This is a genomic window from Brevibacillus sp. DP1.3A (assembly GCF_013284245.2).
GTDB lineage: Bacteria > Bacillota > Bacilli > Brevibacillales > Brevibacillaceae > Brevibacillus.
The window spans coordinates 5,270,942-5,292,187 of record NZ_CP085876.1 but is presented as its reverse complement, the minus strand read 5'-3'; the positions used below and the strand labels follow the sequence as shown (position 1 = coordinate 5,292,187).

Annotated in this window: 19 protein-coding genes; 13 read left to right on the top strand and 6 right to left on the bottom strand. The window is 49.3% G+C overall.

The features are described 5' to 3' along the window. The first annotated feature begins 7 nt into the window (after positions 1 to 7). From HP399_RS24215 to HP399_RS24175, 9 genes are all read left to right on the top strand, one after another. On the top strand, positions 8 to 1,450 hold the full coding sequence (locus tag HP399_RS24215; protein WP_173620025.1) for a glycosyltransferase family 2 protein: 1,443 nt from the start codon (positions 8 to 10) through the stop codon (positions 1,448 to 1,450). After that, the gene (locus HP399_RS24210; RefSeq protein WP_173620024.1) at positions 1,447 to 2,238 is read left to right on the top strand and encodes a response regulator transcription factor; all 792 of its coding nucleotides are present in this window, start codon (positions 1,447 to 1,449) and stop codon (positions 2,236 to 2,238) included. Before HP399_RS24215 ends, HP399_RS24210 begins: the two co-directional genes overlap by 4 nt. A gap of 30 nt (positions 2,239 to 2,268) precedes the next feature. Beyond that, positions 2,269 to 3,630 (top strand): nucleotide sugar dehydrogenase, encoded by a 1,362-nt coding sequence (locus HP399_RS24205; RefSeq protein WP_173620023.1) that lies wholly within the window; start codon positions 2,269 to 2,271, stop codon positions 3,628 to 3,630. Positions 3,631 to 3,674: 44 nt separating this feature from the next. After that, complete coding sequence (gene glmS, locus HP399_RS24200; RefSeq protein ID WP_173620022.1) at positions 3,675 to 5,507, top strand: glutamine--fructose-6-phosphate transaminase (isomerizing); 1,833 nt, start codon at positions 3,675 to 3,677, stop codon at positions 5,505 to 5,507. Positions 5,508 to 5,585: 78 nt separating this feature from the next. Then, on the top strand, positions 5,586 to 5,792 hold the full coding sequence (locus tag HP399_RS24195; RefSeq protein ID WP_007728018.1) for a hypothetical protein: 207 nt from the start codon (positions 5,586 to 5,588) through the stop codon (positions 5,790 to 5,792). Beyond that, positions 5,789 to 6,811, top strand: coding sequence for a bifunctional UDP-N-acetylglucosamine diphosphorylase/glucosamine-1-phosphate N-acetyltransferase GlmU (gene glmU / locus HP399_RS24190; RefSeq protein WP_173620021.1), 1,023 nt, complete (start codon positions 5,789 to 5,791; stop codon positions 6,809 to 6,811). The genes HP399_RS24195 and glmU overlap by 4 nt, the downstream gene beginning before the upstream one ends. Before the next feature lie 47 nt (positions 6,812 to 6,858). Then, positions 6,859 to 7,725, top strand: coding sequence for a hypothetical protein (locus tag HP399_RS24185; protein ID WP_228088332.1), 867 nt, complete (start codon positions 6,859 to 6,861; stop codon positions 7,723 to 7,725). A 3-nt stretch (positions 7,726 to 7,728) separates the two neighbouring features. Next, positions 7,729 to 9,408, top strand: coding sequence for a hypothetical protein (locus HP399_RS24180; protein WP_173620019.1), 1,680 nt, complete (start codon positions 7,729 to 7,731; stop codon positions 9,406 to 9,408). Between the two features lie 68 nt (positions 9,409 to 9,476). Further along, positions 9,477 to 9,983: a hypothetical protein gene (locus tag HP399_RS24175; protein WP_173620018.1), complete on the top strand. Its 507-nt coding sequence runs from the start codon at positions 9,477 to 9,479 to the stop codon at positions 9,981 to 9,983. 50 nt (positions 9,984 to 10,033) lie between these two features. Here HP399_RS24175 and HP399_RS24170 read toward each other — a convergent pair whose 3' ends face one another. Then, positions 10,034 to 10,867 carry a hypothetical protein gene (locus HP399_RS24170; protein ID WP_173620017.1) on the bottom strand — a complete coding sequence of 278 codons (834 nt, stop codon included), beginning with the start codon at positions 10,865 to 10,867 and terminating at the stop codon, positions 10,034 to 10,036. 124 nt (positions 10,868 to 10,991) lie between these two features. Between HP399_RS24170 and HP399_RS24165 the strand changes: the two genes are divergently transcribed. Next, on the top strand, positions 10,992 to 11,180 hold the full coding sequence (locus tag HP399_RS24165) for a hypothetical protein (protein ID WP_173620016.1): 189 nt from the start codon (positions 10,992 to 10,994) through the stop codon (positions 11,178 to 11,180). 24 nt (positions 11,181 to 11,204) lie between these two features. Here HP399_RS24165 and HP399_RS24160 read toward each other — a convergent pair whose 3' ends face one another. From HP399_RS24160 to HP399_RS24145, 4 genes are read right to left on the bottom strand one after another with little or no spacing between them, the layout of a single operon-like run. Beyond that, positions 11,205 to 12,512: a YheC/YheD family endospore coat-associated protein gene (locus tag HP399_RS24160; RefSeq protein ID WP_173620015.1), complete on the bottom strand. Its 1,308-nt coding sequence runs from the start codon at positions 12,510 to 12,512 to the stop codon at positions 11,205 to 11,207. 41 nt (positions 12,513 to 12,553) lie between these two features. Then, positions 12,554 to 13,930 (bottom strand): YheC/YheD family endospore coat-associated protein, encoded by a 1,377-nt coding sequence (locus HP399_RS24155; RefSeq protein ID WP_173620014.1) that lies wholly within the window; start codon positions 13,928 to 13,930, stop codon positions 12,554 to 12,556. Positions 13,931 to 13,933: 3 nt separating this feature from the next. Further along, entirely contained in the window at positions 13,934 to 15,022 is a 1,089-nt protein-coding gene (locus HP399_RS24150; protein ID WP_173620013.1) for a YheC/YheD family endospore coat-associated protein, read from the bottom strand. Positions 15,023 to 15,027: 5 nt separating this feature from the next. Next, on the bottom strand, positions 15,028 to 16,473 hold the full coding sequence (locus HP399_RS24145; RefSeq protein ID WP_173620012.1) for a YheC/YheD family endospore coat-associated protein: 1,446 nt from the start codon (positions 16,471 to 16,473) through the stop codon (positions 15,028 to 15,030). 92 nt (positions 16,474 to 16,565) lie between these two features. Between HP399_RS24145 and HP399_RS24140 the strand changes: the two genes are divergently transcribed. The 3 genes from HP399_RS24140 (at position 16,566) to HP399_RS24130 (ending at position 20,605) form a co-directional block, all read left to right on the top strand. Beyond that, complete coding sequence (locus tag HP399_RS24140) at positions 16,566 to 17,723, top strand: DUF445 domain-containing protein (RefSeq protein ID WP_173620011.1); 1,158 nt, start codon at positions 16,566 to 16,568, stop codon at positions 17,721 to 17,723. A 252-nt stretch (positions 17,724 to 17,975) separates the two neighbouring features. Then, on the top strand, positions 17,976 to 19,286 hold the full coding sequence (locus HP399_RS24135) for a DRTGG domain-containing protein (protein ID WP_173620010.1): 1,311 nt from the start codon (positions 17,976 to 17,978) through the stop codon (positions 19,284 to 19,286). Between the two features lie 689 nt (positions 19,287 to 19,975). Continuing rightward, complete coding sequence (locus HP399_RS24130; RefSeq protein ID WP_173620009.1) at positions 19,976 to 20,605, top strand: DUF2087 domain-containing protein; 630 nt, start codon at positions 19,976 to 19,978, stop codon at positions 20,603 to 20,605. Between the two features lie 242 nt (positions 20,606 to 20,847). On the opposite strand, the gene HP399_RS24125 is transcribed toward HP399_RS24130, so the two are convergent. After that, positions 20,848 to 21,159: a YtpI family protein gene (locus tag HP399_RS24125; RefSeq protein ID WP_173620008.1), complete on the bottom strand. Its 312-nt coding sequence runs from the start codon at positions 21,157 to 21,159 to the stop codon at positions 20,848 to 20,850. Between the last annotated feature and the right edge of the window lie 87 nt (positions 21,160 to 21,246).

Here is a 21,246-nt window from a genome sequence, read left to right as displayed (position 1 = left end):
GGCTGCCATGAGAGATTTTCTACTTTACTACGGAGTATTTGCAGTCTATTACGTCATCGTGATCAACTCTTTGTACTTCATCATCATGCTGTTCTCGTTCAATAGCATCATGGGAATCTTAAAAAGCTCCATCTATTCGAGATTCCAGACACTTTCAGGCTCTGAGCACGTTCCGCCGATTTCGATTCTCGTGCCAGCATACAACGAGGAGCTGACGATTATTGAAAATGTAAGGTCGCTCTTATCCTTGAACTATCCACGCTACGAGGTGCTCGTGGTCAACGATGGATCGAAGGATGATACCTTGCAGGTAATGATTAACGAGTTTTCGCTAGTTTACTCCGAGCACATGCCGGTGCAGCCGCTTCTTCATACGTCGAAGATCAGGGGAATCTACCACAATCCGGCTTTTCCGAATCTGTATTTGATCGACAAAGAGAACGGAGGAAAAGCTGACTCGCTCAATGCGGGGATCAATCTCTCCCACTATCCGTTGATCGCTTCCATTGATGCAGATTCCTTGCTGGAAAAAGACGCGCTGATTCGCATTGCGAAGGTGTATATGGAAAACCCGGATGAAACAGTTGCCATCGGCGGAGATATCCGCATTGCCAACGGCTGCAAGATCGAAGACGGTGTCGTGAAGGACATTCGTTTGCCAGACAAGTTTTTGCCGATGATGCAGTCCGTCGAATACCTCAAGGCGTTTCTCGGGGGACGCATCGGCTGGAGCGCGATCAACGGATTGATTATCGTCTCAGGCGCGTTCGGTGTTTTTCGCAAGGATTACATCATCAAGGTAGGCGGTTATCGCGAGGGGTATCCGGGTGAAGACATGAACATCATCATCAAGCTGCACAAGTACATGCTGGAAAACAAGCTACCGTACCGAGTGGCATTTTGCCCCGATGCAGTCTGCTGGACACAAGCGCCGGATACGCTCAAAATCTTGGGCAGTCAACGGCGCAGATGGGGACGCGGCAATCTGAAAAACATGATTGAGTACGGCAGACACATGGCGTTTCGCCCCAAGTACAAGCTGTTCGGGATGCTCACGCTACCGTTCAATATCTTGTTTGAAACCTTAAATCCGTACTTTCGCATCACGGGTCTATTGGCCCTCATCGGTTATACCTTGCTGGATATGACCAACGGCTACGTCCTCTTAATCTACGGCTTGCTCAATGTGCTGTATGGCATGCTGCTTGGCATTGGCTCCTTATTTCTGGAGGAAATCGCATTTCGACGGTATCCGCGTTTTCGAGACATCGTCAAAATGCTTTTCTATACGATACTGATGTTCTTCGGCTATCGGCAAATCGGTGTCATCTGGAGATTCCTCGGTCATATTGAATATTTGCGCAACAACAACTCGTGGGGAACGATGACGCGGACGAGCTGGCAGACGAAGGGCAGCGAAAACATTTCAAGTTTGGAGGCTAGATCATGAGTAATCTCGTACCTGTTTTTTACGAGCATCTGAGCAAGATGGAAGAGAAACAATTGGCGTGTGGGGTTATTCTGGCGGCTTGCAAAACCCTCACGAAAGAGTCAATGGAGCTGATCAAGCAAGACCTGGGCACTCGTTCAGGTGACGGCTCCGAGATTGTTTTGCACTACGCGTATGACAAAAACAAGCAGCTCTTCGGAATACTGCTTGAAGGACAGAAGCTTTCGAGCACCCATTTCTATGCTTTGCGTGTCAAAGACTATTTGCAAGAGCACAAACTGGTAGCAGGCAGCCTCTTGATTGCGAGTTTTCCCGAAAGCTCGCGCTCGTCCGGTCAAATGCTGATGCGGATGATCCAAGAGATGAGAGAGCCGGGCGCTCATGGGGAGATCAAGATTTACGAGCAGAATCCCGCTCAAAAAGAGGAGCCGGCAAGTATTTTGCTGGTTAACCATGATGAGACTGTCAACGAGTTTTTGAGCATCTACTTTCAGCGCAAAGGGTATCTCGTTACGGTAGCCAATGACGGGATGGATGGCATGGAAAAATATCAGGAGGTCGCCCCTGATCTTGTGATTACCGACCTGAATCTCCCTATCCTCAATGGATACCAGCTGATGGAAAAAATCAAGCATATCAGCGCTTCCATGAGCAAGATCATGGTGCTCACAGACAAACGTCTGGAAGAAGATGTGCAAAAATCGTTTGCGATGGGAGCATCTGACTACATTACCAAGCCATTCTCCCCGGTAGAGCTAGAAGCCAGGGTGAAAAGGCTGATTTCATAATTCTAGAAAGAGAAAGGGAGAGAAACGAGGATGGCGAGATACGAGGAACTGCAACAAAAGATTCAAATGAAGACAGCGAGAGTAGGTGTCATTGGGCTTGGGTATGTAGGGCTGCCGCTGGCGATAGAGACGATCAAGAGTGGTTATACCGTAATCGGAATCGATCTGCATGGCGGAAAAATCGAGAGCCTGAAAAGAGGAGAGTCTTACGTCCAGGATATTTCTAATGAAACCTTGCAGGAATGCCTCGCGACCAATCGCTTTTTTCCGACGACTGATTATAGCGTCATCGAGGAGTTGGATGCGATCAGCATTTGCGTTCCGACGCCACTCAGTCCCAATCAGGACCCGGACACCTCTTACATTACAAACGTTGTCGAGCAAATCAAGAGATTCATGAAAAGAGGAATGCTCATTACGCTAGAGAGCACAACTTATCCGGGAACGACGGAAGAACTAATCCAGCGTGAATTTGAAAAGCTGGGCTATCGGGCTGGCATCGACTTCTTCCTCTGCTACTCGCCGGAGAGGGTCGACCCGGGCAATCGCAAATACAGTACGTACAATACGCCAAAGGTGATCGGCGGGACGACAGAACGTTGCATGGAGTTAGGCACGCTCTTGTACGGCAGCCTGGTTAAAACTGTCGTGCCGGTCTCTTCGCCAAAGGTGGCGGAGATGTCCAAGCTTTTGGAAAATACCTTCCGTAGCGTCAATATTGCCTTCATGAATGAGATGGCAATGATGTGCGACAGAATGGGCATCAATGTTTGGGAAGTAATCAAGGCCGCATCGACCAAGCCTTTCGGGTTCATGCCGTTTTACCCGGGACCCGGAATCGGTGGGCATTGCATACCGCTCGATCCGATGTATTTGTCGTGGAAGGCCAAGGGCTTTCGTTTTCACAGCCAATTTATTGAGATCGCCCAATCGATTAACGACAACATGCCGGACTATGTGCGCAATAAGACAGCACAAGTGCTCAACATTTACGCCAAAGCGATCAACAGCTCACGCATCTTAATTCTTGGTATGGCCTACAAGCCGGAAGTTGATGACCTGCGGGAATCACCTGGGCTGGAGATTTACGAGCTGTTCACCAATAGCGGAGCAACTGTCGACTATTTCGACCCGTATGCGCAGAGCTTTGTGAATAAAAAAGGTGAGATCATCCACTCCATCGCCAATGACTACGAGGCGTTCAAGACTTACGATTGCATGGTGCTTATTACGAATCACCAAAGCTTTGCCTATCAGGAACTGGCGGATTTGGGAGTGGCCATTATCGATACACGCAATGCGTTTGAGGGCATCACGAATTCGAATGTGTATCGCATCGGAACCTCAGTCGCTATCAAGCAGGAGAAGGAAGTCGTCAGCTTGCTCGCATAATACAAAGTCCGAACATTATACGCAACAAGGGAGGAACCGAAGACATGTGCGGAATTATGGGATATATCGGGAACAGGGAAGCGCAGCCGATTCTAATCAATGGGCTGCGAAAGCTGGAATACAGAGGGTACGATTCAGCTGGCATTGCGATTTGTGATGGAGCAACCATCGGCATTCGCAAGGCAAAAGGCAGAATTGACGTACTGGAGAGCCAAACCCAAAAGTCAGGCTTGCAGGGCTCCATTGGCATTGGTCATACGCGCTGGGCGACACACGGACGACCGTCTGACGAAAACTCTCATCCTCATTTTGATCAATCCGGCAAGTTTTCGATCGTGCATAACGGCATTATCGAAAACTACCTGGATCTCAAGCAGGAGTTGATGGAACAAGGCGTGACGTTTACTTCGGAGACGGACACGGAGGTCATCGTGCACCTTTTGGCGCAGGAATACGACAACAACCTGGTTGCGGCAGTGCAGAAGGTCGCTGGCAAAATCCGCGGAGCATTTGCTCTCGGTGTGATGACGGAGCATGAGCCTGACAAGCTGATTGCAGTTCGTATGGCGAGCCCGTTGATTATCGGGGTAGGGGAGAATGAGAATTTCATCGGTTCTGATATCCCGGCGATCCTGGAGCATACGCGCGATGTGTACGTTCTCGAAGACGGAGACCTGGCGATTCTGACCAAAGATTCAGTTCACGTCATGCGTCTGGATACGACGGAGCCAATCGAGCGAGAGCTGGTGCGAATTGAGTGGGACAAGGAGCAAGCGGAAAAAGACGGCTTTGCTCACTATATGCAAAAGGAAATTTACGAGCAGCCGCGTGCCCTGCGCAATACAATGACAGGACGAATCGATGCTACACAGCAAAAGGTTATTTTTCCTAATCTTCAGTTATCAGAATCGAGTGCCAAGCGTGTGGAGAAAATCTACATTGTCGCATGCGGTACCGCTTATCATGCAGGCTTGATCGGCAAGCATGTGATCGAACGACTGGCACAGATTCCGGTAGAAGTAGATGTAGCGTCGGAGTTTCGTTACCGTCGCCCACTCTTTCAACCCAATACGCTTACGATTGCCGTCAGTCAATCAGGGGAAACAGCAGATACATTGGCAGCCATGCGTGAAGCCAAACGAAACGGTTCAGCAGTACTCGCTATTACGAATGTAGTCGGTAGCTCGATTGCCCGTGATGCCGATGACGTGATTACGACAAATGCAGGTCCGGAAATCGCGGTTGCTTCGACGAAGGCATATACCTCGCAACTGATTGCGTTTTACTTGCTCGGCATCTATTTGGCGCAAGCGAAGGGAACACTGGACGCTGACACCCGTGCCTCACTGCTTGACCAACTGACCGGTCTCCCGGATCAAGTCGAGCATATACTCGAGCATGCAGATGAGATTCGTCATTTCGCTGAATCGATCAAGGACGAGCAGCATCTGTTTTTCATCGGACGAGGACTTGATCATGCAGTATCTATGGAAGGCTCGCTCAAGCTGAAGGAAATCTCGTATATTCACTCGGAGGCGTATGCGGCAGGGGAGCTAAAGCACGGCACGCTGGCGCTGATCGAAGAGGGAACGAGAGTCATTGCCTTGGCTACACAGGATGAGCTGCATGAGAAAATGATCAGTAATATTACAGAAGTGAAAGCCCGTGGAGCAAAAGTTCTCGGTATTACCTTAGATGGACATGTAGAGCTGCATCGCTCGGTTGATGATGTTTGCCTGATTCCGCAGACGGATGCCTTGCTTACACCGGTTCTAGGCGTTATCCCCCTCCAGCTCATTTCGTATTACACTTCTGTTGCGCTCGGCAATGACGTAGATCGTCCACGAAATTTGGCCAAAAGTGTAACAGTTGAATAAACACAAACGTCAGTCGTAAGGAAGTTCAAAAAATCGACTTTTTGAACAGGCATTGATAGCAAGAAGGGGGAAGGATGAATGAACACCTCGAAGCGGACGTTGAATCAGGAGAAATTACTGGAGATTATGCTTCAGGCCTATCAGCTGGGCGTGCAGAGGAAAGACATTGATTTGACCATGATGATTGACACACTGACCTATGAATTGAAACCATACTTCGATCAGCAAATCCAACAAGGTCAGCTTGCAAAAGGGGAGCTGACCAAGACGGAGGCGATAGGATGAACATACATGCAGTAGTACTCGCAGCAGGAAAAGGTACCAGAATGAAATCTTCGCTCTACAAGGTCATGCATCCAATCTGCGGGAAGCCGATGATTGAACATGTTGTAGAGACATTGGAAGCATTGTCACTTCGCCACTTAGTCGTCGTTGTCGGTCACGGAGCCGAAGTGGTCAAAGAGCAGCTGAAAAACCGCGTTCAGTATGCGTATCAACCGGAACAGCTTGGGACCGCTCATGCTGTTTGGATGAGCCACGAAATTCTCGGGGCGCAGGATGGCGTAACGATTGTCATGAATGGTGATACACCGCTCGTACAAGAACAGACGCTGCGAAGCTTGCTCGAGTATCACCAACTAAAACAGGCAGCAGCCACGGTTTTGACCGCCATTGTGGACGAGCCTACAGGCTATGGCAGGATCATTCGCGACGAGAACGGCGATGTCCGAAAAATTATCGAGGAAAAAGACGCGACCTTGGGACAAAAAAAGGTGAATGAGATCAGTACCGGAATCTTTTGCTTCGACAATCAAAAGCTGTTTTCAATGCTGCCGATGGTCTCAAACGAAAACGCGCAAGGGGAGTTTTACTTGCCGGACGTTCTGGGGCTATTGCAAGAGCAAGGTCATTTGGTAGCGGCGTTTGCAACGGATGATCCCGAAGAAGGCAATGGCGTCAATGATCGTGTGCAGCTCGCTGATTTGGAGCAGCTGATGCGCAAGCGAATCAACGATTTCCATATGCGAAACGGAGTTACAATGATAGATCCGAGCTCGACGTACATCGATTCGGACGTAATGATCGGGCGTGATACGGTGCTCTATCCGGGCACCTGCCTTTTTGGCGAAACACAGATTGGTAAAGGCTGCCAAATCGGGCCGCACGCGCTGATCAAAAACAAGAGCATCGAGGATTACACGAGAATTCAACCGTTTTCAGCGGTTGACGGCAGTACGTTTGGTGAGCGGGCTTTTGCTGGAGTGGGAGCGACGACACAACAGTATGGTATCGACCAGCACTGATGCAGGTATTTCGTCGATATAGCTGGCTTTGGATAGCGCTGCTCCTTGTGACAGTGGCTTCGATCATCATGCTGTCGTTGGCAAACACCCGCTCCGCCCTGACAAAAGCAACTTGGATATGGGATGCCAAGCAAATGGAGACCCAAACCGATGAAATGATCGAGTTTGCCGAGAAAAACGACATCAACCTGATCTATCTTCACGTTGAACCAGCTGTAGTTGCGCCAGAGACGTATCGTACCTTCATTGAAAAAGCCAACCAAGTAGGCATTAAGGTAGAGGCGCTTGGCGGTGACCCAAATTGGGCGTTAACCGCGAATCGCCAGAGCATCGACGATCTCATCTCCTGGGTGAAGGCGTTCAATCGCAATGCCAAGTCAGATGAACGATTCTCGGGAATTCACGTCGATATCGAGCCGTATTTGTTGCCTGCATGGAAGGAAGACCAGGAAAAAATCGTCCGGCAATGGCTGAAAAATGTCAGCTATCTGGCAGCAGAGACGAAGAAGGATACGGATCTCGCTGTCGGTGCCGACTTGCCTTTTTGGATCGACTCCGTAAACGTTCCTGGCAGTGATGAGAAAGTGAGCAACTGGATGGTGCAACGACTCGACAGTATTACGTTAATGGCCTACCGCAATCAAGCCCTTGGGCAAAATGGGATCATCGAAATAGTAGAGAAGATCGTCGATGATGCCAATGTACACAAAAAAGGGTCGGTTATCGTAGGCGTCAACATCATGGAAACGATGGAAGGCGCTCATGTGAGTTTTTATGAAGAAGGCACTGAAGAGATGAACAACCAGTTGGCCATTTTACAAGAGGAGCTGTCAAACAATCCGGCGTTTGCGGGAAGTGCGATCCATGATTACGAGAGCTGGAAGCACGCAAGTCAACGAGAGGAGCAACTTTGAAGAATGAAAGCTGCGCGCATCTATTTGAGTGTTCTCTGCCTGACTGTCGGCTTTCTGTTCGGCTTTTCCCCCGCGGAGAAGAAGAGTAAAGCAACGTGGATCTGGCAATCCGAAATGATCGGGAGAGAGAAACAAGAGATTCTCGATTTCTGCAAAAGTAACGATATTAATCTCGTCTACTTGCGAATTGAAATGAACAAGCCCTATGATTACTACCGCGATTTTATCCGCGAAGCAACAGAGATGGGGATCGAGGTTCATGCGGTTGCTGGCCATCCGGCATGGGCACTCAAGAGCAATGAAAAGCGGATGATGAATATCGTCCACTGGGTAAAAAGCTACAACCGAGAAGCGGAAAAGAATGAGCTAATTCGCGGGATTCAGTTAGACATCGAGCCGTATCTCCTGCCGTTTTGGGAGGACGATCAGAAGCGGATTATCCGTGAATGGCAAGCCAATGTGCAGGCGTTCACAGCCGAGGTGTCAAAAGATGAGGATTTGGTTGCCAGTGCAGCCATTCCATTTTGGCTGGACGATATCCCCGTTCCGGGACAAGAAGAGATGTCCTTGTCCAAATGGATGATCAGCCAGTTTGATACGGTATGTATCATGGCGTATCGTGACACACTTTCCGGTCAAAACGGCATCCTGAATTTGATTGATCAGGAAATGAAGGAAGCGGATGAATTAGAGACGCGTGTCTTGGTTGCTGTAAATATGAAGCCACTTGATGAAGACCATGCTTCTTTTGCAGAGGAAGGTCCGGCTCTTATGAAACAGCAATTAGAGCAATTGCCTGCACATTTGGCACAGCATCCGTCCTTCTCTGGTGTCGCGATTCACGATTATCGCTACTGGAAGGAGGCGACGCCACTGCCCCCGGTAACGAAGCAACGCTACAGAGGCACCTACATATGGCGTGCAGAATTGATTGGCACGGAAAAGGAGGAAATTCTCTCCTTTGCGGAACAAAACGGGGTGAATCTCCTCTATGTTCGTCTTGATTTGGAGCAGCCGACTTCCTATTATCGCGATTTCGTGAGAGAGGCTCGTGAAGCGGGTATCGAGGTTCATGCGATGGGCGGTCATCCGATTTGGGCGATGGCTGAAAATCGGAGCAAGATCATGAAACTCGTGAATTGGGTGAAAGACTACAATGAGTCTGTTTCGACAGAAGAGCAATTTCACGGCATTCACTTAGATATCGAGCCGTATGTCCTTCCTGTCTGGCGTGAGGATAAAGAGGAAGTCTTGCGCCAGTGGATGGACAACATCGAAGCATTTGTCGAGGAGACCAAGGACGGGACTTCCTTGGAAGCGAGCGTCGATCTCGCTGCATGGCTGGACAAGACACCGACTCCAGGTCAGCCCGAATTGCCGTTTTCGCATTGGATGATCAAACAGGTTGATCATACGACCTTGATGGCATTTCGCGATCGTGCTCCCAGCATCATCGGCTTGGTTGAAAATCAGATGAAGTACGCAGAGAGCCTCCAGAAAAAGCTGGTCGTCGCCGTGGAGACAAAAGAGAGCCACGAAGGGAATGGGATCACCTTTTACGAGGAAGGCATGGGCGAAATGGATCGGCAGCTGGATCTGGTGACAAAAGCGCTGGATCGGTACTCCTCTTATTGGGGGCTCGCCATTCATGCTTATGACTACTGGAAAAACGGGAAAGAGTAGGCTGCCTGCATCGTGCACCATTGTTGTACAATAGAAGAAAACGAGCGTCGGAAAGAGGAGAACAAGCCATGCGAGATGTGCAAAACCGACATCGAAATCTTCCGCAGCGTACGCCAGATATGTTGTACAACGTGGTGCGCAAGTTTTACCGTGGAGCAGTCAGTCATTTTGACCTGATTCAGGAGAAAAAGCAGGAAGCACGTGCAGCCTTGGAAGCTGGTGACCACGACAAAATCCGTGAAGCCGTACACACGTTATTTTTGGAGTTTCATTTTTATGTGACCTGCTGGCTCCAGATTGAGCTTGCCCTGTATCGACTGGCGCGTCAGGATGAACGCCTTGCGCAAGTGATGGAAAGATATCGACCTTCGTTGGAAAAGCATGTAGCGGTACGGCAACTGCTGGATCAGACGGAGGTGTGTGTGGAGGCGCAGTTTCAACCAACCGGGGATGGATGGTCCTGCGTGCAGAAGGATGCCTACGTGTTTGGTAGCATCATTTTTACAGTGGATGAAGAGAGTCTGCAAGATTTGCACGCCGTGTATCAGGCGATTTGGGAAAATGGAGACCGCTGACTCATAACAAAAAGCGTGACCGTCGCGATGGATGGTCACGCTTTTCTCATTTAGAAAGTGCCAGGGAAAATGGAGCCTGTGTGAGGAGCCATCTGGCCTGGGGTGTTTAATTGGTGAACCTCTTGTGTGTTTGTGCCAGCAAAGCCGGGAGAGAAGATCGATTGTGCTCCTGCGCCAGCCTGATTGCTGTACGCCTGATTGGCATATGCCTGTGGCTGTAGCTGAGGTTGTAGCTGAGGTTGCTGCTGCTGACCTTGTTGCGCTTGCATGCCATAGCCAGTGTTATTCAACTGGCGAACTTCCTGGACATTGGTATTGGCAAAGCCAGGCGCAAAAATACTACCAGTCATCGCTGGCGGCGGATACGCTGCTTGATTCGTATAGCCAGCTTGTCCTCCGTAGCCGCTATAGCCAACTTGATTGCGAGCTTGAACCGCTTGAACATTTGTGCCGGCAAAGCCCGGAGAGAAAATGGAGCCTTGTCCAACCGATTGCTGATAAGAAGGCTGTGCTTGTATGTAGCCAGCTTGCTGGCCTTGTGCATAGCCGGAGAATTGGTTTTGCATAGGGTGAAGCGCTTGATTTTGCCCATAGCCATATTGCTGCTGTTGTTGTTGAGGATAACCAGCTTGATTGAGCTGTCTTACTTCCTGGACATTGGTATTCGCAAAGTTAGGGGAAAAAATCGATTGTGCCCCGCCGTAGGACATGCCCGGTGTAGGGGTCCCGATGGATTGGGCATGCCCGCCGTGGTTCCAATGCTGTACTTCCTGTACGTTTGTTCCGGCGTATCCTTGTTGGAACATCGCGCCTGCAGGGCTCATTGCTCCAAAAAATTGCGGTTGTTGTTGGGATTGCATCATATGGTTAATTGTATGGGTCATGGTTAAGACCACCTCCATGGAGTATTTTTTCCAAGGTCGATCATGTCATGCATCCGATAACGAAAAAAACATGCCGGAGTCTAAACGGCATGTTCCTTTAGATCAAAACGTGTGACTTGCCTCATTGTTCAGTGCTACCCGCACGTACAGCCAGCATGCCGATTCACCTATTGCGGTAGCGTTTATCTACAATCAGGAAGGATTGACCCATTATGAGCCAACAGCCTGGGGGTCAATCGCGTCAGCCAGTCGTCCGTTGGGTGATGCGCCGTTCCCCTTCCTGACGGGCAAATCGCACCAAGGTCGTCTGTGAATCAGCCAGTGCTGTTCGACTCCCTTATCCTGCGGCATTCCCTCGCTTGCTTTGCAAGTGGGAGACATGTTGTGCGTAGTGGATCAAATTGGCTAACGATAATCGTCGAATCGATGGTTCATCGAATTTCTCCGGCTTTGCATTCGCTTCAAAAAGCCATAGCTTTCCTTCTTCTGTCAAGCCAAGGTCCATCGACATCTCAGCCAAATCCGTCCATTCTGCATTTAATGATCGTGCGATGGCGAGTGCCGTATCGTGAATGTGTCTTTCCATTTGCTCGTGATTATTAGTAAACAAGGCTTGCGTAACGGTTGATAACGAGTGGATCGAGCCGCCGCGTGGCACATGAGTGGTGATGCTTTGCGAGCCAGACCTTCTAATGCCAACTCCGGTTACGCTCCACTCGCCCTCGCCATCTTTCTGTACGAGGACGCGCACATCAAAAGGTTTGCCGTTGTAACGGGCACGATGGATACCTTGCTGCATGATGTACTTCTGCTGTTTGACATGAAGTCTAATATGCTTCCATACGTCATTCAAATTGGAAAAGCGGCGAGTAATGGCCTTTTGCTCCTTTAACCGTTGCAGGAACCACTTATCGTTTTTGAACTCAATGCGCATAATCCCCTGACCAGCTCTACCGCGCACAGGTTTCAAGTAGACAAAGCGATGTTCAGTGCAAAAGCTTCGAAAGCGAGCCAAGGTGTCCAGCTGTTTCGTATCTGGTAGAAAAGCTTGCACCTCCAGGTGGGACTCAAGCATCGTAAACAGCTTTTGCTTGTCAAAAAAGCTGCGATTAAACAATGTGACATTTGGCATCTCATGAATGCGGTTCAATGCTCTTCGGACTTCAGGGCGCCGTTCTGCTTTTCTCGTCGGAATTCGGTTGTAAACCACATGGGGAAAAGGTAGAATCACCTCTTGCCACGAGTTAAGACGATTGTTGTACAAATAGCCGCGCACCTTTTTCTTCTCCCAATTGATTCCTTGAGGAGTGAACACATATACGAGTGCACCCCATTGTTTTCCCGATTGAGTAATATCCTTGAAGTTCTCGCGATTTCCTAAAAATGTTGCCCCTTCACCAACGGTCAATATGCCAAATAATGGGCCAAGCTTCAGGGAGTCGTCCGCCATTTTCCAGTTAATGCGTGTACGAATACGGCTTGCTTGCACGCGGGGTAAACCAGCGTATATCCGTTTCGTATGAGAAAAGGGACCGAGACTGGCGACCAGTGGCTTTGGCGAGCGTTTAAGGACTAGCCGAGGTAACTGTACGAACCATCTACCACTAGGGAGGATCGTCAGCCACCCGGAGCGCTGCTGAAGCATGGTGTTCCTCCTTCCTGAAAAACGGTACAGATCGCGTGCGACTAGAAATTGGCCAAGTAACAGCTATAATCGACGAGCAACTTGCGTGATTCGTGATCAGCTTCCTTGAGTCGGGCGTGCTTGAATATAGAACGGCCAGGCTTGGAATTCGCTTCGAACATCCAGACATGGCCTTGCGTATCAATCCCCATGTCCAGCCCCAATTCTCCTAAATCAATCCCTTTTGCCAGTTCGATTGCAGTAGCGAGTCGGATCGACGCGTCAGAAATGCGCTGAGTCATGAGGGGTTTTTGTCTGCCAAACAGGTGCTGCAACAGGTCATCGCCGGGGATGACAGTTCCACCCGTGCGTACGTGGGTAGTTACGCTGCCAGAACCGGCAACCTTGGCTGCCGTGCAGGAGACGACCCACTCGTTTTGCTGATTTTTATGCAAGTGAACACGGAAATCAAACGGTCGTCCATGGAATGTCATGAGCGAAATGCCCTGTTGTGCCAGATACGCACTGACGCGACGACTGCGGAAGACATGCTGATAAAGGCTGGACAGCTTGGAAAATTGTCTTTTTACATTGCCGCTGCCTGTATGATAGGAGGCAGTAAAGCCACCGCCTGCCTGGTGAACAACTTTGACAATACCGTACCCGAGACTTCCATTTTTGGGCTTCAAGTAAACGATGGGGTATTTACGCAGCAAGTTTCGAACAGTGGTAAGAGAAGGAGAGGTGTAAGTCTCCGGGATATGCTCATTCACTTCTGGATTCGGATAAAGCAGTTGGTGCACGCCCCATTTGTTAAAAAAGCCCTGATTGAACATTGGTAAATTGGGGTAACTGGCGAGTCGAAACTTGAATTCCTGGACGGCTTCATGTTTTTCTGCCGAACGAGAGGGAATACGATCATAGACGACATCGGGCATGGCGGTCACATGCTTTTTCCAAAAGTAGCCGCCTGACTTGTTTCTGCGCAAAAACCACGCTTTGACCGTACTGGATTCCCAGTCCACATCGGTTGGGGAAAATATATAGTAGAAAACGCCTTTCCCTTCTTGAGCTTGTAACAGATTGTAAAAAAACGAGGTGCGAGGGCCAATTGGCTGCTTGGGATCTCGTCTTATGCCAGTCGTAACGATCCCGATTGAAGGACCGATCCGGAGTGCGGAGCCTTCTAGTTTGAGCTGGATCAAGCCAGGGTGAGGAATGCCCAGCTCCGTTTGCAAGAGCGTCGTCACTTTCAAGACGTTCGTATCCGGATTGCGTTTATCTTGTAAGACAGTTGCGACTACTTCCTTTTTACCCAGTAAGACCTTTATTTTTTGGCGTTGCCGTAGCTGTAGCTGTTGGAAGAGAGTAGCTGGTAGGATAATCCCACTGATACGGGGGTTGGAAAGGAAGCGAAGCCGCATTCTGAACGTTTCCATGCTTTAACCTCCTACACGCTCTTTCATGAGATAGTGGGCGTAGCGAACAGGCTGAGTAATCGAATGCAGTTGTGCAGTCGGGTCGTCAATCATGCGAAAAACGGTTCGCCCTGGCCTGCTGTTTACCTCAATGATCCAAACATTACCTGCGGTGTCGATGCCAATATCGATTCCCAGCTCAACGAGTCTGCCGTGTGACTCTTCCAAAAAACGGGGAAGTTCTTCTGCCACTCGCTTGATTGTTTGCTCGATGCGTGCCGCTTTTGCGGATGTGAAGTGAAGGGGCAGGAAAGAGGCCAGAGGTGTTGCTTTCCCTCCTCCGTGCAAATTGGAGGTGATACTGCGTTTATCTCCCAGTCGCACAGCTTTGCCAGTCGTCCCCCATTTACCCAGCCCGTTTTTTTGAACCAGAACACGGACATCGAATGGGGTACCATCCGGGGTATGCAACTCCAAATAGGGCTGTACCAGGAACTTGCGGCCGGCAGTAAAGACAGACACAAAACTTTTTAATCCGGCAGTGTCACGAATTCGCCTGGTGAAAGGCTTATTGTCTCGGTTTCGTCCAGAAGCTTCATAGCCACTGCGCACTTCTTTGATTCTCACGACGCCAATACCGTGAGTTCCCGCCATCGGCTTGATGATGGCTGCCCCGTATTTTTGCAAGGTTGCATGGAGCACAGGATATGAGAATATTTCAGTAGGCGGGAGCAGCGGGGCGAGGAGAGGGGACTTAACGAGCATCTGGTGCACCTGCCATTTTCCAGACAGACCATGCCCCAAAAACGTAATGTTGCGATCGTTTTGCAACTTTTCCACAAATGGTTTATAGTGGCGATAAGATGGGCCCACAAAGCAACGATCATAGATAAAGGCGGGGATTGGGAAGTCTTTCGCGTGCCAGGACCCATTGCGATATTCGAAGCCTTTTACCATTCGGGTGGAAAAGTTAACCTGACGTGGTGAAAAAACGAAGACGCGAATGCCGTGCTTGCGTCCATAGAGCGTAAGCTTTTTGTAGTACCCTTTGTCTACAAAGTGGGAGCCTTGGCACCGGGCCATGATGCCCAGACTTCTCTCGGATGCTGTCATGTAGGTCACCTTCGCCTGTTTTTGTTGCGCTTCGGTCTTCTTTTTATCGTCTTTTGTGGTTGAATGGTCCGGGGAAAACCACTTAGAAAGGCGGAATAATCCAGCATGCGAATGACAGAAGGGCGAGCACGCCGAGGCAGCTCTTCGGCACCCTCAGGCAACGGAACGGTTTTGGCTGTCTTGGATGGCTTGCTGTTGACCTCCAATAGCCACACACGTCCATGGACATCGACTCCCAGATCAATTCCGAATTCTGCGTACTGCCCAGGCAGTGATTCTTCTAAAAGGATCGCGAGCTTAAGTGCTACTGCGCGTAACGTTTGAGGGGATGGTCGAATCGCGCTCGCCCGTGGTCCACAAACTCGCAGCGCCTGAAGGGGAGTCATCATTTGCCCGCCTCTGGCTATATTGGAAACAATGTGGTTTAATCCCAGGCGAGCTACCATGGAAGTGATGGACCATTCGCCTTTTCGGTCTTTTTGTACCAATACACGAAAATCTGTCGGTCGTCCTTGGATGCCGATTAACGTTAACCCTTGTTGCAGCAAATAGGATGTGCCTTTTGCCCTTTTTTGCAAATACTGATGTAAGCTCTGAATGCTAGCAAATGATTTGCGCAATCCTCCGGGGAACGCGAGCTGGTATCCCTCGGGCGAACTGCGAACTCGAATGATCCCGCGCCCCATGCTGCCGTTAGCTGGTTTTGCATAAACGGTGCGATACGTAGATAGCATTTGCCGTAGGTCTTCCTGTTTCAAATAACGAACCATACTAGGAAGATGTTCGGAGGCTGTTGGTTGATTCTCAAGAGCGGCGTGTACATGCCACTTATTCAAAAAACGCTCGTTAAAAAAGGGAATGGAAGCGTCCTTGCAGCGTTGAACCCAGTTGACCATCTGTTCACTTCGTTCGCGTTGGCGGGATACGAGCCGGTTGTAAATGCATTGCGGAAGAGGAAGTAAGGTTTGTCTCCAGACGCCTCCTCTTCTAACGATGCCGCGCACGATTTCCGCATCCCAGTTGACATCCTGAAGCCGAAATACACAAAGGATACCTCCGCGTTTACGGGTGATATCAGACATCTCCTGGAAGAAAGAGTTTAGGTGTCCAAACGGTGCTTGCGAGAACGCTGCATTGTAGGTCGAAACAAGAACACCTACATACGGTCCGAAAACGATTGTTTTCTGACTCGCATCATAACGGATTAAGAGTGGAACGCCCCTGGGCAGATGTAGTGATTGAGCTAAAGATGGTCGTATGAAGGTTTTACCCGAGGTTTTGCCTCCCCGTTCCCAACTGCCTAAGCGTGCGGAAACGGTTTTGCTCCCAAATTGAACCGCAATGGTGGACGGTGTTGAAAGATTCCATTTGCGCAAGTGCGCCTGGGGCAGGTAAAGGTCTACTTCCGATATTATCTCGTTTTCAACAACGATTGTTGGAACGTAGGACATGAGTATCCCCTTCCCATCAGGCAAAAGTTAGTCTATGGTATGAGCATCCAAAACGTTTGGTGCCATGTAGAGAAGAGAGGTTGTTAGGATTTATGAACGCTTGGATACTATTAGTGAATATTGCAGTAGGCTCTGTCATCGGTGGAGTGACGAATGATTTAGCCATCCGAATGCTGTTTAAACCAGTAAAACCGTGGTATATAGGCAGATGGAAAGTGCCTTTTACTCCGGGATTGATCCCGAGGAGACGGGACGATATCGCGATACAAATGGGCAGACTCGTCGAAGAACATTTGCTGACGACAGAGGGGGTCAAGCGTGCGCTGAACCAGAGTGGTTTGGAGAGCACACTGACGGGATGGATGAACACCATCGCTCGCGACTGGATGACAGATGAGCGTAGTCTACGTCAAGCATTGCTCACGGTGATGCCACAGTTATTTAAGGAAGACGGAACGTGGAGTGAGGGTGTCCGCGCGCCTATCGAGGCGAAATGGGGTACTTTTGTTGAACAGGTTCTGGCACAATATGAAGAGAAAAAACTGCGAGAGTTCGTTACGGAAAACGGACGAGAGCGCCTGGATGTTGCACTTGGCAGTGTGAGCGAACTGCTTTTGAAACGTTTCCGCGAATATTTACATTCCCCGGAAGGTCAGCAAACCTTGCAAAACATGGTTCGCGGATTGCTCGGTGGAGGCGGAGGCATGTTTGGTGGCTTGGTCGGGATGTTTCTTGGGGATGACAAGATTTTGGGCAAGATTCTCCCGTATCTCGATGAGCTATTGCAAAGCAGAGAGCTTTCCGAGCGCGTGCACTACTTTTTGCATAAGGAAGCGGACAAGCTCTTGGACAAAAATGTGGGCGAAGTGGTTGCCTGGATTGGGCGAGATCAAGTGGACGACTGGGCGCGGAAGCTTTTTGCAAAGCTGGAGGAGCAAAGCCTGCGTATCGTGGACGAGCCTCTGTCTCGTTTGACAGCGCCTTTTTCTGAGACGGTGACAACGGAACTCGTTCCTCGTTTGGCAAAGTGGATGGTGGACACGCTGCAACAAAACATAGAGAGAATATTTTCGCGCCTGACCATCCGGGATATTGTTACCCGGCAAGTAGAGGGTTTCCCGATTGAAAGAATTGAAGAGATGGTTGTCGGGATCTCAGGCAAGGAATTCCGCATGATTACCGTGCTCGGATTTATCCTTGGCGGGATTATAGGGCTATTCCAAGGATTATTGGCAAACTTCTTCGGTTAAGAAAAAGGAAGTTCAAAGAGTCGTTTTTTGAACACGTACTAAAACTGAAAAGAAACTGTAACTGTGTTGTAATAATCCTGTAATATTCCTTGGGTATGATAAAAGCACGATGAAAACCCCCTTAATGATATACTTTCTGGTCGGTAGCTTTCGAAAAAGCTACCCTTTTTTTTTGCCCCGCCTTCGGGTATATTGGTCGAAGGAGCGCACGTACATGGAACGGGTGGGAGAAAAGGAAGGGGGAATAGCAATATGGCAACGAAACATGAACAAATCTTGCAACATATTGATCGCCTTCCGATCGGTTCGAAGATTTCCGTGCGGCAGATCGCGAAAGACCTGGATGTGAGTGAAGGGACTGCATACCGCGCGATCAAGGAAGCGGAAACACAAGGATACGTCAGCACGATTGAGCGTGTCGGCACGGTGAGAATCGAGAAGAAGCAAAAGGAAAATATTGAACGTTTGACCTTTGCGGAGGTTGTGAACATCGTCGATGGTCATGTGCAAGCCGGACGTGAAGGCTTACACAAGACCTTGAATAAATTTGTAATAGGAGCCATGCAGCTCGAAGCCATGATGCGCTATATCGATGCCGGAAGTCTCTTGATTGTCGGTAACCGCTATCAGGCGCACAAAATCGCTTTGCAGCAAGGGGCTGCTGTATTAATTACCGGGGGATTCGATACAAGCGAGGAAATCAAGCAGCTGGCTGACCGCTTAGCGCTGCCAATCATCTCCTCCAGCTACGACTCCTTTACGGTAGCATCGATGATTAACCGAGCCATTTATGATCGCCTCATCAAAAAGGAAATCGTAATGGTAGAGGATATTTTGAAGCCGCTTGCAGAAACGCCTGTCTTATTGACATCAGATTCTGTTGCTAAGTGGCACCAGTATACGGAGCTGTATCAGGACACGAGATTCCCCGTCGTTGACGAGCAGATGCGCCTGATCGGGATTGTTACCTCTAAAGACATCATCGGTCACGAGGAAACGGCGACGATCGATAAGGTCATGACGAAAAACCCGATTACGACCTCGCCGCGGGTATCCGTAGCGTCATCTGCGCACACCATGGTGTGGGAAGGAATCGAGCTATTGCCTGTCGTAGACAACCATCGCAAGCTCGTAGGGGTCTTGAGCCGCAACGACGTGTTAAAAGCACTGCAATTTACAGCTAAGCAACCCCAGATGAGTGAAACGTTCCCGAATCTGATCATGTCCCATTTCCGTGAGGAGCGACAAGCAGATGAGATGGTCTATCTTGGGGATGTGAGCCCACAAATGACCAACCATCTCGGTACGATTGCCAGCGGAATTATGACGACGGTCATGGTCGAGGCTGCTTGTAACCTGCTGCGTCATCATCGTCGAGGCGACATGGTACCGGAAAATATCACCGTCTATTTCCTAAAGCCAGTCCAGATGGAAAGTCATATCGAAGTTAAGCCGCGCCTATTGGACATCAGCCGCCGCTTCGGAAAAGTCGAAGTATCCGTATTCCACGGGGATCAGCTCGTGGGGCAGGCCATGATTACTGCGCAAATTATTGAGCGTTAAAGGAACAGTCTCTTTATGACTGTTCTTTTTTTTGGAAAAGTGGCTGTAGTGGGGAGAAGAAGCGCATTTCCAGTCTACGCTTCGGCCTCCGCCCCGCAAGGGGGGAAGACTGTCCGCTCCGGAATGAATGACGGGAGCGCTTCAAACCAGAAAACGCAAATGCGTTTTTGTATGTAATAAAAGCTGAAATTCCCCGTCATTCATTCCGGAGCTGAGATGGGCTTCAGAGGCGCTTGGACTGGAAATGCGCTTCTTCTACGCAGCTTTATTAAACATCATTGAAGGTGAATGCAAGACGCTTCAATCATCCTGATTAACTGACAAAAACCAGTCACAACTACAGCGAGAGCCGCTTCGAGGAAAAAGGAGAAATAAGCGAGGCTCTTTGGGACACCAGCCGAGGCGCAGTGGAAAAAGGGAAACACGCCTTTAAGCGTCCACCTCTGAATATGCTCCCTGAGAGGACTACTTTGGACGCGGTTTCCCTTTTTCCACGGAGCCGTGCAGGAATGACCCCATGCAGGGGGCCCAAGAAGCTCGAGCGTTTTCTCCTTTTTCCGCTGCCACCAACAGCAACGGCTAAGGGTGTTTGATACGTGCTCGAATTGACAGCCAAAGAAATCAAACTTATCATCTAATTAGAATATCATCTAATCGAAACGAATAGACAAAGAAAGGAGTGCCTCGTTTTGCAATTAAACCAACTCGTCACCTTTTACAAAGCACTCGGAGACCCGACGCGCGTACGCATTCTCGCGATTTTGGCAAATGGTCCCCTGCACGGACAGGCGTTGGCAGGCAAGCTCGGCGTAACACCTCCTACCATCACCCACCATATGGCAAAGCTTCGAGAAGCAGGTGTCGTTTACGAACGTCGTGATAAAAACACCATTTACTTTTACCTGCACGAAGCCAATGTAAAACGCCAGTCGCAGGCAATCGTGAACGTCATGGAAAAAGCAAAGGATTCGACAACAGAGGACATTTTTGCGCAAGACAACTCACATGTTCAGAGGAGGCACCAGATGGCAGCGGAAAAAATGCAGGTCATTCGCAGCTTCATTACGCCAGATGGCAAGCTGAAACAAATTCCGTCCCAGCGGAAGAAAAAGCTGATCGTCTTTGAACACATGGTCCGTGGGTTAGAAAAAGACCGCAAATACAAGGAACAAGAGATCAACGAATACATTCGCCAATTCCACGAGGATTATGCTACGATTCGCCGGGAATTCATCATGAATCATTATATGTATCGAGAAGAGGGCATCTATGAGCTGAACCCAGAGGAAATGTGGACAAAAGCCGAAGACCTGCAATAGCAGGAAATGGTTTCCTTCTGAATTGAACAGAAAAAAGGACAACCTTCGGCACTGCCGCTCAGGTTGTCGAAGCAATAGAATGTCACACAAATTCATTATAGCGAGTGCTCTATCAGGTTTGTATGATAAACAGCTGGGAATAGAGGAAAAGTATTTCCAGTCAACGTTTTCCCAAAAATAAAAAAGGCATGCGGAACGTAAAGCTGTTCCCATGCCTTTTTCTTATTGAGGTTTTTGAACACTTATACCCCTTTTTTCAATTCTGCCTGCCAAGCTGTACGATAACGGAAATAATTGCGAGTTCCCAAAAATAAATTCATAGCCCCTACAATCAACATGATCAACGCGACAACAATGCGGATCGTATCGAGAGAATCAAAAGTAAACTGATTAATGCCGAACAAAGACACGAGTATCCCCAATGACACATTCATTTTCCCTAGCATCATACGCGATTCAAGCGGATGGATGCCTCGTCTGCGCGCATGGATACTATAGTAGACGCTTGCTACCAGGGAAGCGAGAACACCGGTCATGTAAAAGGCAAACCACATAGATGGATTCATCCTTTCTAGCCATTCTGGTATTACCCATCCTACCAAAATCAGGGGAGAACGGTCAAATACAAGCGAGAACGTTTG

Bases quoted from the DNA above. Each gene is read 5' to 3' on its own strand.
- HP399_RS24215 (WP_173620025.1), top strand. From the start codon at position 8: ATGAGAGATTTTCTACTTTACTACGGAGTATTTGCAGTCTATTACGTC.
- HP399_RS24210 (WP_173620024.1), top strand. From the start codon at position 1,447: ATGAGTAATCTCGTACCTGTTTTTTACGAGCATCTGAGCAAGATGGAA.
- HP399_RS24205 (WP_173620023.1), top strand. From the start codon at position 2,269: ATGGCGAGATACGAGGAACTGCAACAAAAGATTCAAATGAAGACAGCG.
- glmS (WP_173620022.1), top strand. From the start codon at position 3,675: ATGTGCGGAATTATGGGATATATCGGGAACAGGGAAGCGCAGCCGATT.
- HP399_RS24195 (WP_007728018.1), top strand. From the start codon at position 5,586: ATGAACACCTCGAAGCGGACGTTGAATCAGGAGAAATTACTGGAGATT.
- glmU (WP_173620021.1), top strand. From the start codon at position 5,789: ATGAACATACATGCAGTAGTACTCGCAGCAGGAAAAGGTACCAGAATG.
- HP399_RS24180 (WP_173620019.1), top strand. From the start codon at position 7,729: ATGAAAGCTGCGCGCATCTATTTGAGTGTTCTCTGCCTGACTGTCGGC.
- HP399_RS24175 (WP_173620018.1), top strand. From the start codon at position 9,477: ATGCGAGATGTGCAAAACCGACATCGAAATCTTCCGCAGCGTACGCCA.
- HP399_RS24170 (WP_173620017.1), bottom strand. From the start codon at position 10,867: ATGACCCATACAATTAACCATATGATGCAATCCCAACAACAACCGCAA.
- HP399_RS24160 (WP_173620015.1), bottom strand. From the start codon at position 12,512: ATGCTTCAGCAGCGCTCCGGGTGGCTGACGATCCTCCCTAGTGGTAGA.
- HP399_RS24155 (WP_173620014.1), bottom strand. From the start codon at position 13,930: ATGGAAACGTTCAGAATGCGGCTTCGCTTCCTTTCCAACCCCCGTATC.
- HP399_RS24150 (WP_173620013.1), bottom strand. From the start codon at position 15,022: ATGACAGCATCCGAGAGAAGTCTGGGCATCATGGCCCGGTGCCAAGGC.
- HP399_RS24145 (WP_173620012.1), bottom strand. From the start codon at position 16,473: ATGTCCTACGTTCCAACAATCGTTGTTGAAAACGAGATAATATCGGAA.
- HP399_RS24140 (WP_173620011.1), top strand. From the start codon at position 16,566: ATGAACGCTTGGATACTATTAGTGAATATTGCAGTAGGCTCTGTCATC.
- HP399_RS24135 (WP_173620010.1), top strand. From the start codon at position 17,976: ATGGCAACGAAACATGAACAAATCTTGCAACATATTGATCGCCTTCCG.
- HP399_RS24125 (WP_173620008.1), bottom strand. From the start codon at position 21,159: ATGTGGTTTGCCTTTTACATGACCGGTGTTCTCGCTTCCCTGGTAGCA.